9 protein-coding genes, 5 tRNA genes and 1 other RNA gene are annotated in these 10,477 nt (G+C 62.0%); 2 read left to right on the top strand and 13 right to left on the bottom strand.

Going from position 1 to position 10,477, the window contains the following annotated elements; genetic code table 11:
- Positions 1 to 1,799: S-layer homology domain-containing protein (locus NW838_RS02015; RefSeq protein WP_414427407.1), on the bottom strand; the 1,799-nt coding region annotated here is incomplete at its 3' end.
- A gap of 65 nt (positions 1,800 to 1,864) precedes the next feature.
- On the opposite strand from NW838_RS02015, the gene NW838_RS02010 reads away from it, so the two are divergent.
- Both NW838_RS02010 and NW838_RS02005 read left to right on the top strand, forming a co-directional pair.
- Positions 1,865 to 3,037 (top strand): AAA family ATPase, encoded by a 1,173-nt coding sequence (locus tag NW838_RS02010; protein ID WP_414427406.1) that lies wholly within the window; start codon positions 1,865 to 1,867, stop codon positions 3,035 to 3,037.
- Between the two features lie 45 nt (positions 3,038 to 3,082).
- Positions 3,083 to 3,991 carry a TIGR01777 family oxidoreductase gene (locus NW838_RS02005; protein ID WP_414427405.1) on the top strand — a complete coding sequence of 303 codons (909 nt, stop codon included), beginning with the start codon at positions 3,083 to 3,085 and terminating at the stop codon, positions 3,989 to 3,991.
- A gap of 3 nt (positions 3,992 to 3,994) precedes the next feature.
- Here NW838_RS02005 and ffs read toward each other — a convergent pair.
- The 12 genes from ffs to NW838_RS01945 form a co-directional block, all read right to left on the bottom strand.
- An RNA gene (gene ffs, locus NW838_RS02000) (signal recognition particle sRNA large type) lies at positions 3,995 to 4,259 on the bottom strand.
- Positions 4,260 to 4,284: 25 nt separating this feature from the next.
- On the bottom strand, positions 4,285 to 5,280 hold the full coding sequence (locus NW838_RS01995; RefSeq protein WP_414427404.1) for a Gfo/Idh/MocA family protein: 996 nt from the start codon (positions 5,278 to 5,280) through the stop codon (positions 4,285 to 4,287).
- A gap of 175 nt (positions 5,281 to 5,455) precedes the next feature.
- Entirely contained in the window at positions 5,456 to 5,719 is a 264-nt protein-coding gene (locus NW838_RS01990; RefSeq protein WP_414427403.1) for a hypothetical protein, read from the bottom strand.
- Between the two features lie 12 nt (positions 5,720 to 5,731).
- Complete coding sequence (gene clpX / locus NW838_RS01985) at positions 5,732 to 6,967, bottom strand: ATP-dependent Clp protease ATP-binding subunit ClpX (RefSeq protein WP_414427402.1); 1,236 nt, start codon at positions 6,965 to 6,967, stop codon at positions 5,732 to 5,734.
- A gap of 36 nt (positions 6,968 to 7,003) precedes the next feature.
- Positions 7,004 to 7,615 carry an ATP-dependent Clp endopeptidase proteolytic subunit ClpP gene (gene clpP / locus NW838_RS01980; RefSeq protein ID WP_414427408.1) on the bottom strand — a complete coding sequence of 204 codons (612 nt, stop codon included), beginning with the start codon at positions 7,613 to 7,615 and terminating at the stop codon, positions 7,004 to 7,006.
- Positions 7,611 to 8,915, bottom strand: coding sequence for a trigger factor (gene tig, locus NW838_RS01975; protein WP_414427401.1), 1,305 nt, complete (start codon positions 8,913 to 8,915; stop codon positions 7,611 to 7,613). The genes clpP and tig overlap by 5 nt, the downstream gene beginning before the upstream one ends.
- 22 nt (positions 8,916 to 8,937) lie before the next feature.
- Positions 8,938 to 9,012, bottom strand: a tRNA-Gly gene (locus NW838_RS01970).
- Positions 9,013 to 9,034: 22 nt separating this feature from the next.
- Positions 9,035 to 9,120: transfer RNA gene (locus tag NW838_RS01965), tRNA-Leu, on the bottom strand.
- 5 nt (positions 9,121 to 9,125) lie between these two features.
- Positions 9,126 to 9,200, bottom strand: a tRNA-Phe gene (locus tag NW838_RS01960).
- A 3-nt stretch (positions 9,201 to 9,203) separates the two neighbouring features.
- A tRNA-Asp gene (locus NW838_RS01955) sits at positions 9,204 to 9,281 on the bottom strand.
- A 16-nt stretch (positions 9,282 to 9,297) separates the two neighbouring features.
- Positions 9,298 to 9,373 (bottom strand) — tRNA-Val (locus tag NW838_RS01950).
- A gap of 322 nt (positions 9,374 to 9,695) precedes the next feature.
- Positions 9,696 to 10,477: hypothetical protein (locus NW838_RS01945; protein WP_414427400.1), on the bottom strand; the 782-nt coding region annotated here is incomplete at its 5' end.

Genomic DNA, 10,477 nt, shown 5'->3' with positions numbered 1-10,477 from the left:
TACAGCACGCTCAGCTCGATGTCGTCGGCAAGTTGGTACACTGCGCGCAGGGTGAGGTAGTTCCATTCGGGTTTGCCGCGCTGGTTGTTGAGCGCGAAGCTATTGATTTCCCAGCCGACATTTTCGTAGGTGAGGTGGAACCGCAGGCGCGGGGCGTAGCGGTAGTGGGCGTCCAGCTGGACGCGCCGCATGCGGTCGCGCCCCTGATAGCCCCGATTGAAGGGCAGCTTCGCCGTGCCCGTGTAGGCGTCCACCGCCAACGCGACGCTTAGGTTCTCGGCGACTTGGTAGTCGGTGCGGAAGTAAGTGCCCTTCAGGTCGGACGGGTTATACAGGTAGCCGATGCGCCCCCAGTTGCCTGGCGCGACGAAGTAAGGCTCGATTTCGCGATAGCCCAGCGTGCCGCGCCAGCGGTCGTTGAAGGGGTAGCTCACGCGCACATCGAAGGCAGTGTTCTTGCTGCCGACCACGCGATTGTCGCCGCGCAGCAGCGTGCTGACGGCATAGTCGAACGCTGTGCTCAGCTCACTGAACTTTGCCGACAGGTCGAGCGCCAGCACATCGGCGCGGTTGACATCTGTGCGCACCGTGTTAAGGATATGCTCGAAGCGGCGGTTGCGCCCGACGCCCGCCGCCATGTAGGTCGCGCCCAGATTGACGGGAGTCTCGGCGACTTGGAACTGGTACTGCAGGCGCAGCACTGCCATCTGGTCAACGGGCGCGCTGACGGAGGCGTTGTGGTTGGCGAAGCGGATGGGGAAAAAGCGCGTGGTGTTGGACTGAATGCCGTAGCTGCTCACCAGGAACAGCTGCGCGTTCACCCCGCCGAAGGTCGCGCTCAGCCGTGCGCCGTCCGCGCGGAACGCGCCGTCGTCGTAGCGTGCGGCGTCGAGGTAGTAGTCGGGGTCAATCCGCTGCAGGGTGTACGGGGTCAGTTTGAGTGGGATGCGCCCGATTTGCGCCTGGAACTCCCTGCCGAACAGCTCCAGCGGCAGCGTGATGTAGGCTTCCCAGATGGCGACATCGGTCGCGCCGACGGTGTACGCGGCGGTGTTGAGGCGCTGGCTATCCGCCGTGCGGGTCGCCTCGCGCGTGTAAGGCAGATAGTTGCCAACAATCAGGGTTGCCTTCGCATCGATGCGCTCGTCGATGGGCACATCGACCTGCAGCCCCAGCTCGTGCAGCACGCCTACGCTCTGCAGGAACTTGCCCGACGGGTTAATCGCGTTGCCGTTGTAGGTGAACGCGCTGCGCTTATCGTAGCTGTGCGTGCCGAATACGGCAAGCAGCACATCGCCCGTGAGGCGGTTGCGCCGTCGCTCTTCGGACTTGAGGCGTTCGCTCAGCGCGTCGAGGTCGCGCCGCAGGTCACGCACGCCCGCATTCAACTCGTTCAGCTCGGTCTGGAACTCTTGCGCCAGTCGCTGGAGGGTCTCTACCGCGCTGCGCAGCTGTTGCAGCTCTTGGACGGCTTGCTGCAGCTCGCGCAGGCGCGCTTCAGGCGTCGTGGGCTGGGGCGCAGTGGGCGTGTCGGGTGCAACTTGGTTGACGCGCCCTTCCAGCTGGCGGATGCGCTCGTCGATGACGCGGTAGGCGCGGGCAATCGCCTGCGCGAACTCGGCGCGGGTGACCTGTCGGTTCGGCTGAAAGCTCCCGTCGGGGAAGCCCTCCAGAATGCGCAGGCGCACCAGCTCGCGAATCGCTTGGTACGCCCAGTGGTTCTGGGGCACATCGTTCAGCTGCGCATATGCGCTCAGCGTCAGAAGACCTGATACCAGTAGCAATACTCCTGCTCGCATCGTCTCCTCCTTGAGTAGAAGTGATGCCTGTAGGATACCCGATAGGCGCGAGGTATACTACGGGCATGCTGCAACGCCTACGCCTGCGCAACTTCCGCAGTTTTCGGGACGCAACGGTCGCGTTCGGGTCGCTGAATATCGTGTTGGGGGCGAATGCATCGGGCAAGACGAACCTGATGCAAGCGTTCCGTTTTCTGCGCGACCTGACGCGCCACGACCTTGAGTATGCGGCGGCGCAGCAAGGCGGTGTGGAGTACCTGTGTCATCTGGGCAGCGCGGACTCCACTTTCACGCTGGAGGCGACGCACAAACTGCGCAGCGGTGGACGCAAGACTTCGTGGCGGGTAGCGCAGGTGGAACACGCGCTGACGGTGCGTGTCGTGCGCACCCGCTTCGCAGTGGAGATTCTGCAGGAGTCGCTTGTGGCAACGCTTGGGCGGGACGCTGCTGCAACGGTTCATCTCACAAGGCGTGGGGATACAGCAACCGTGCGTATCGAGCCGCACAGCGTCGCCGAGGCGGTGGGCACGCCTGCAGAAGGGCGGTTCGAACTGCCCAAAGCGGCGTCGGTTTTACAGTACGCGCCGTTCCCGCTGCACATCCCGCGCCTCTACACCGACCTGCTCGCGATTTACGATTTCACGCCCAAAGCAGCGAAAGGCAGCGCGGCGTTGGCGGCGTACAGCGAACTTAACGAAGACGCCAGCAACTTGGCACAGGCGCTGGCGCGAATCATGCAGCACGAGGCACAGCATGCACGCTTGCAGAACCTTTTGCGCTACCTGCTCCCGCATCTGGAGTCGCTTGAGGCCGCGCCGATTCTCGGTAAAGAGGTTCAATTGCAGGCGAAGGAGTCCTACTTCGTGCAACCCATTCCCGCCATGCTGCTGTCGGAGGGCACGGTTGAGGTGATTGCGCTGGTGGTCGCGCTCTTCTTCTCCAAGCCGCACGCGGAGACGCTGTTATTTGAGGAGCCAGACCGCAGTTTGCACCCCCAAGTGCTGGCGCGTCTGATGTCGCTGCTGCGCGAGGTCGCCGCCCGCAAGCAGCTCATCTTCACCACGCATAGCCCCGAAATCCTGCGCCACGCACGGGTGGAGGAGTTGCTCTTGGTGGAGCGGGACGCGCAGGGAGGCTCGGTCATCAAACGCCCCGCGGAGCTGGAGATGGTGCGCCACTTCCTTGAAAATCAACTGGGGCTGGAACATCTGTTTGTGGAGAACCTGCTGAGCAGATAGCCATGAACGGCTGGCGCGGCGTATATCTATTTGTAGAGGGACAAGATGAGAATCATCACTGCGGGCGGGACAGGGTTCATCGGCAAGGCGATGCTGGCGGCGTATCGGGCGGAGCATACGCTGGAGGTGCTGACGCGCGACCCCAACGCGGCGCAGGCGCGCCTGCCCGAAGGCGTTCGAGCCATCGGCTGGGACGGCGCAACGCTCGGCGAGTGGGTCAATCGGCTCGACGGCGCGGACGCGGTGATTAACCTTGTGGGCGAGAGCATCGCGCAGCGGTGGACGCCCGCCGTCAAGCAGCGCCTGTGGGACAGCCGTGTGAAGACGACCGAACTGCTGGTGCAGGCAGTGCAGCAGGTGCAGACGCCCCCGCGCATTTGGCTGCAGGCGTCGGCAATTGGCATCTACGACCAAAGCCCCGACACGACCGCCGACGAGTCCAGCCCGCCTGCCAGTGGCTTTCTGGCGGATTTGGGCAAGGCGTGGGAGGCGGCGGCGCAGCCTGTCGCGTCGCTGGGTGCGCGCCTGTGCTATATGCGTATCGGCGTCGTGCTTGGGCTGGAGAGCGGTGCGCTGCCGCAGATGCTCACCCCGTTCAAGCTCGGCGTCGGCGGACCCATCGGGTCGGGCAAGCAGTGGCTCTCGTGGATCCACCTCGGCGATGTGGTCGGCGCGGCGGCGTTCCTGCTGGAACGGGACGACCTGTCGGGCGCGTTCAACTTCACTGCGCCGCAGCCCGCCACGATGGACGAGTTCGCCAAGACGCTGGGGCGCGTGCTGCTGCGCCCTGTGATCTTTCGTGCGCCCGCGTTCGCCGTGCGCCTGATGCTGGGCGAGATGGCGGAGTTTGTGCTGCAAGGCTCGCGCGTGTTGCCCAAGCGGTTGCTGGAAGCGGGCTACGAGTTCCGCTTCCCGACGCTGGAGGCGGCGTTGCGCGATTTATTGGGCAAGTAGCGGTCGCGCACTGGCTGTCGACGGCGCTTGACAAGGCGTCGCGTCGCTACCCGCTCCCATCGGGGGGCTTACGGCACACGGGGAAACGACTTACCGTTGCTTCCTTCCGGACCTGGCGGGGTTCACCGTCCCTCCGTTGCGTAAGTCCCGATGATCCTCACGGGCGCGTGCGCGGCGGGTCTTGCGGCTGTCCCGCCTCGAGCCAGAGTTCAGCCCTGCTATGGCGGATTGCAGGTACAGGGAACCGCCAGCTCCCCGCTTAGCGCGACCGTAACATAAAGTATACCCGACGGCTACTCTTCCAGCTGCGCGATGGGCACGGGCACGCCGCCTTGCGCCGCCGACTGCCACGCCGCCTCCGTGAACGCCGTGATGCGCAGCGCGTTCTCGGGCTTGGATTGCACCTCCTCGCGCCCCAAAATCGCGTTCACAAAGTTGATAATCGGCTGCGATCCCTGCGGCAGGTTCTCCTGCTTGTAGCGGTTGCCGTGCGCGTCGCAAATCTCCAGTTGGTCATGGCGAATGAGATAAGTGCCCTCGCTGCCGACGACGGTAATCTCCTCGTGCCAGCCGACCGTCGTGCTGCCGATAATCGACAGGTTGCCGATGGTTCCGTTCGCGTACTCGAACGCCAGCGCGGAGTTGATGTCCACCTTGCGGTCGAAGTATTGCATGTACGCGCTGACTTTGGTCGCGGGCGCGTCGATAATCCACATCAGGAAGTCCACCAGGTGCGAGCCGGTGTCGTTGATTTGCCCGCCGCCCGACAGCTCGGGGTCTTGACGCCAAGTGTTGGCGGTGGCGTGCATCCAGTTCTGCAGGTTGAGGGCTTGCACGAAGTGTACCTCGCCGATTTCGCCGCGTCGGATGCCCTCGTACACATAGCGGTACACGGGGATGTAGTGGCGCTGGTAGGCAATAAGCCCGACCTTGCCCGTCTCGCGGATTTTGCGCACGAGCGCGCGCGCATGCGCCACGGTGCAGACCATCGGCTTCTCGATCATCACATGCAGTCCTTTGTCCAGCGAGTCCATCGCCTGCTGGTAGTGCAGGGTGTGTGGCGAGACGATAATCACGCCGTCCATCTCCACTTTGTCGAGCATCTCGCGGTAGTCGTCGAAGAAGGGCACGCCTTGCAGGTTCGGGAAGCGCTCGGTGGTTGCCTTGCGCTGGTCGGGGCTGGGTTCCGTAATGGCGACCAGTTCCGCGTCGCTAATCCCTTGCAGGATGTTGATATGGTGGCGTGCCATGCCGCCGCTGCCAATCAGTCCTAAGCGTATTTTGCTCATTCCGTTCCTCCATGTTCAGTTCAAAGTGAGGGGGCGTTGCGCCCCGCGCTTGTTTCGAGGCGAGTCGGTAAGTTCCTGCTACGGCGCATCGGCGTTGAATAACGGAGCGACGCGCGTCCATAGCTCAGGGTCGCCGACCGCCTCGCCAAACTGTTCCACCCAGTAGCGCACGCAGCTAAAAATTCACTTTCGAGGGCATGTGCTTCTCGATCCATCGGCGTTTGGCTTCAATCCAGCGGTCGCACAGTGGGCGCGTGTCGGGGTCGGGGAACTTGCCCAGCAGTTTCCAGAAGGCGTAGAGCTGCTGGATAGCGCGGAACCGCTCGGCGTAAGTGCTTTGGAGACGCTCAGTGTGGGTGAGCGTCTCCAGTTCGCGCAGTCCGTCGCGCCAGCGCCGAATCGCTTCGGCGGGTAGCGTTGGCGGGCGATTCGCGTCCATCGGCTGCCTTCCTCACGACGCCTGCTGGATGTCGTCGGCGGTGAGGATTTCGGGGTCTTTGCGCTGCGTGACGGTCTCTTCCGTGATAATCACGCGCTTGATGTTCGGGTTGGATGGCGCTTCGTACATCACATTCAGCATGACCTCTTCGAGGATGGCGCGCAGGGCGCGTGCGCCTGTGCCGCGCCGAATCGCCTCTTGGGCAATCGCGCGCAGCGCGCCCTCCTGAACGACCAGCTCGACGCCGTCCAGCTCGAAAAACTTCTGGTACTGGCGCACGAGCGCGTTCTTGGGTTCGACCAAGATTCGCGCCAGCGTCGCCTCGTCCAGCGCGTCCAGCGTCGCGACCACAGGCAGCCGCCCGATGAACTCGGGAATCAGCCCGAACTTGAGCAGGTCTTCGGGCATCACATGCTGGAGCAGTTCGCCCACATTGCGCTTTTTGCGCGTTTCGGGACTGGAGCGGAAGCCCATCGACTGGTCGGTCAGCCGTCGCTCGATGATTTTCTCCAGCCCGTCGAACGCCCCGCCGCAGATGAACAGGATGTTGGAAGTGTCGATCTGGATGAACTCTTGGTGCGGGTGCTTGCGTCCGCCTTGCGGGGGCACATTCGCGACCGTGCCTTCCAAGATTTTGAGCAGCGCCTGTTGCACGCCTTCGCCCGACACATCGCGCGTGATGGAGGGGTTATCGGCTTTACGGGCGATTTTATCGATTTCGTCGATGTAGATGATGCCGCGCTCGGCGGCTTTGATGTCCATGTCGGCGGCTTGGATGATGCGCAGCAGGATGTTCTCCACATCCTCGCCGACATAGCCCGCTTCGGTGAGCGCGGTCGCGTCGGCGATGGCGAATGGCACATTCAGGATACGCGCCAGCGTCTGCGCCAGCAGCGTCTTGCCGCTGCCTGTGGGACCAATCAGCAGGATGTTGCTCTTTTGCAGTTCGACCTCGTTGCCCGCGCCTGCTTTGACCCGCTTATAGTGGTTGTAGACGGCGACGGACAGCACGCGCTTGGCGCGGTCTTGCCCCACCACATATTGGTTCAGCACGCGATAGATGTCTTTGGGTTTCGGGATGGTGTCCACCGAGCCGATGGGCTGTGGGGTGGGCGACGCGCCCGACTCGCTGCGCAGGATGTCGCTCGCCAGCTTGACGCAGTCGGCGCATACGCCCCCGTACATGCCCAGAATCAGCTTGCGCACCTGCTCGCGCGACTTGCCGCACAGCACACACCGATCGGTCATGCGTGTCTCATTCGTTCGTGCCACGAGTGCCTCCTGTTAGCGACCGCTGCGGTCTAACACATGATCGATTATTCCATACTCTTTGGCTTCCTGCGCGGACATGAAGTAGTCGCGTGCGGTGTCTTGTTCCACGCGCTCGATGGGCTGACCCGTGTGCTTGTGCAGGATGTTGTTTAGGATGTCTTTGTAGCGCAGCACCTCGCGCGCTTGGATTTCGATATCGAGCGCGGTTCCCTGAAAGCCTGCGTGCACTTGGTGAATCATGATGCGTGCGTGGGGCAGGGCGTAGCGTTTGCCAGGCGCGCCGCCTGCCAGCAGCACCGCGCCCATGCTGGCGGCTTGCCCGATGCAAATCGTGGCGACATCGGGGCGAATCATCTGCATCGTGTCGTAGATTGCCAGCCCCGCGCTCACGACGCCGCCCGGCGAGTTGATATACATATCGATGTCCTTGTCGGGGTCTTCTTTCTCCAGAAACAGCAGCGACGCCACGACGAGGTTCGCGATGTCGTCGTTGATGGGCGTGCCGACGAACACGATACGGTCTTTGAGCAGGCGCGAGTAGATGTCGTAGGCGCGCTCGCCACGCGCCGTCTGCTCCACCACCATCGGTATCAGTTGGTTTTTCGGGTCAATCATCGTCTCAATCTCCTTGCTCTGTATTTTGGACGATATCGAGCAGTTTTTTCAGGGCGCGATCGAGGCGAATCTCCTGGGCGACGCGCTGGCGCAGCTCGGGGTCTTCCTTGAGGCGCGAGCGCGTCTGGGGACCCGCGTCGGTTAGGGCGATTTCGGTGATTGAGTCGAGTTCAGCGTCGGTGACCTCGATGCCCTCTTGGTCGGCGATTGCCAATAGCAGGAAGGTATTCTGCAGGCGGGCGATGCCGCGCTGGCGCAACTGCTCGCGCACCTCTTCGCCTGTCAAGCCTGTCTGTTGTATGAATTGCTCAAGAGTCGTTCCGCTCTCGACCAGTTCCTTGCTGAACTCCGCGATTTCCTCGCGCAGCTGCTCGTCGATGAGCGCGTCGGGCAGGTGGACGATGCTGCGCTCGCGCAACGCCGCCAACGCCTGACTGCGCGCCTGATCCTGAAGGTACTCCAGCTTCTGGCGCGTAATCCGTTGGCGCACATCCTCACGCAGGGCATCGAGGGTCTCGAAGCCGAACTGCTTCGCGAATTCGTCGTTGAGTTCGGGGTAGACAGGCGCGAGGATTCGCTCGACGGAGACGGCGACGGTGAGCGTTTTGCCTGCCAGTTCGGGGTCGTCGAAGCTTTCGGGGAAGGTGAGCGTCGCCTCTTTGGTCTCGCCCTCGCGCATGCCCGCGAGTAGGTTGTCCAACGCGCCGAAGGTTTGCCCAAGCGTGATCATATAGCGGTTGCGCCGTGCGTTCGCCTCCTCCAGCGATTGGATGCTGACGACGAGGCGGTCGTCGGGTTGCGCGGGTCGGTCAGGTGCGGCTTCAAGCTTCATCTGCTGCTTGCGGAGCGATTCGATTGCTTGCTCCACCTCGTCGTTGCTGGTCTCTTGCGGCGGGATGGGGAAGCGCAGGTCGCGATACTCACCGAGTTTCTCGACAACAGGGCGCAACGGCACGGTGAGCTTGAAGCGGAACGGCTCGCCTTCCTGAAGTCGCTCGATGTTGACCTGTGGGGGGCGGTAGGGTTCGAGCTGCTCCTGTTGCAGCACTTTAGGGATGAATTCGTCCATCATCAGCTCGCCTGCTGCGCGGCGCAGGTTCTCTTCGGAAACCATGCGACGCAACATCGGCAGCGGCGCTTGACCGGGGCGAAAGCCCGGCACGCGCAAGTACCGTCCGATTCCCCGCAGCGCGCGTTCAAACATCCGCTGTGTGGTGGTCGCATCGACTTCGACGGTCAGGTGAATCGTGACGGGCGACGGCTCCTCACGGCTCAGGATTTGAAACGGTTGTGTGGATTGCGCTTGCATAGCACCGCCTCTAAATGTAAGATGGAGCGGGAGACGGGACTCGAACCCGCGACCCTCTCGTTGGCAACGAGATGCTCTTCCACTGAGCTACTCCCGCACGCTTTGTATTATACCCGATTTGGTGGGCGAGGGGAGACTCGAACTCCCACGGGCAAAGCCCACCAGATCCTAAGTCTGGCGTGTCTACCGATTCCACCACTCGCCCTGTGGTGGTGCCGAGGGGCGGATTCGAACCGCCGACACCCGGATTTTCAGTCCAGTGCTCTACCACTGAGCTACCTCGGCGCATGGCGGGGCTGACGGGACTTGAACCCGCGACCTCTAGCGTGACAGGCTAGCGCTCTGACCTGGCTGAGCTACAGCCCCGTAAACCTTGGCTCGCTGGTGGGCGAAGCAGGGCTCGAACCTGCGACCTCTTCCTTGTAAGGGAAGCGCTCTCCCAGCTGAGCTATTCGCCCGATTGCTCAGGCACGGGATATTATACCACACCTCACGGCGGTTTGTCAAGAGGTCAAGAAGATCAGTTTGTCGGCGCAGGGTTGTCGGAAGTATACTCTCTGCGATGTCGCTACTGGAACAGTTGCGCCGCCGACGCGAGAGGATCACTGTAAACTCTGTCCTTGCGATTAGTATCATCCAGCAGCGTACAACGCGCACAAGCGGTAGTATACCTCGCAAATTTTTCTCTGAACAGAACCAATCCACCAACTGGTCGAGAGGGGGAGAGAGGGTCGTGCCTGTCGGGGCAGCAAGACGAACCGCCCCGACAGGGGGTGACTTTCAACATCCTATACCAAAGTTGAACAACACAATGAGCAGGTCACCATCATCTACCCGTCCATCTCTGTTGATATCGGCGGGTAGATTGTTGCCAGATTCACCAAAGGCGCATAAGAGACCCAGCAGGTCCGCGTCGTCCACACAACCATCTCGATTAATGTCCCCTTCAGGGACATCGGTGATTAGGTTGTAGACTCGCAGACCTATACCCACATTCAGGACAATCTCCTTCCGACCGTCGTTATCCAGATCGGCAACGCGGAGACTATCGTATCGTCCTGCGTTCTGACCCAACGGGTTGCTTCGCCATACAGCGGTCTGATTTGTGACAGGGTCTCGATAGACCACATGGAGCCGTCCATTCACGCAGAAGATGAGATCGGGGTCGGGCGTGCCCAGCAAGTCGGCAACCTGTAGCCCATCTATGCGACCACCGTAGTTGCCTAGCCCTTGCAGAATGCCTCCAGTGCTGGGGTTCAGGATATAAAGTGCCCCATTCGCTGTGCCAATCAGGATCTCTTGGATGCCATCGCCGTTGAGGTCAGCCAGTTCGAGTGCCGTGACTTCGCGCGCAGGGGTCGCCAGCTGCTGGAGCCGTGTGATGCCATCGTAGATGACTATCTGACCGTTCTCTTCACCGACGACAATCTCCAAGGCGTCGTCGGCGTCTATATTCCCCACGCGCAGGTAAGCCAAAGGGTTCCACTGACTAAGCCCGAGGTTCACACTGCGCCAGATAAAGGCTCCCGTGCGGGCATTGTAGAGATAGAGATAGGTGCCGG

Source organism: Synechococcus sp. R55.2 (assembly GCF_047462075.1).
GTDB lineage: Bacteria > Cyanobacteriota > Cyanobacteriia > Thermostichales > Thermostichaceae > Thermostichus.
The sequence above is the reverse complement of the archived record's forward strand: the minus strand, read 5'-3'. Positions and strand labels throughout refer to the sequence as shown.

Bases quoted from the DNA above. Each gene is read 5' to 3' on its own strand.
- NW838_RS02010 (WP_414427406.1), top strand. From the start codon at position 1,865: ATGCTGCAACGCCTACGCCTGCGCAACTTCCGCAGTTTTCGGGACGCA.
- NW838_RS02005 (WP_414427405.1), top strand. From the start codon at position 3,083: ATGAGAATCATCACTGCGGGCGGGACAGGGTTCATCGGCAAGGCGATG.
- NW838_RS01995 (WP_414427404.1), bottom strand. From the start codon at position 5,280: ATGAGCAAAATACGCTTAGGACTGATTGGCAGCGGCGGCATGGCACGC.
- NW838_RS01990 (WP_414427403.1), bottom strand. From the start codon at position 5,719: ATGGACGCGAATCGCCCGCCAACGCTACCCGCCGAAGCGATTCGGCGC.
- clpX (WP_414427402.1), bottom strand. From the start codon at position 6,967: ATGACCGATCGGTGTGTGCTGTGCGGCAAGTCGCGCGAGCAGGTGCGC.
- tig (WP_414427401.1), bottom strand. From the start codon at position 8,915: ATGCAAGCGCAATCCACACAACCGTTTCAAATCCTGAGCCGTGAGGAG.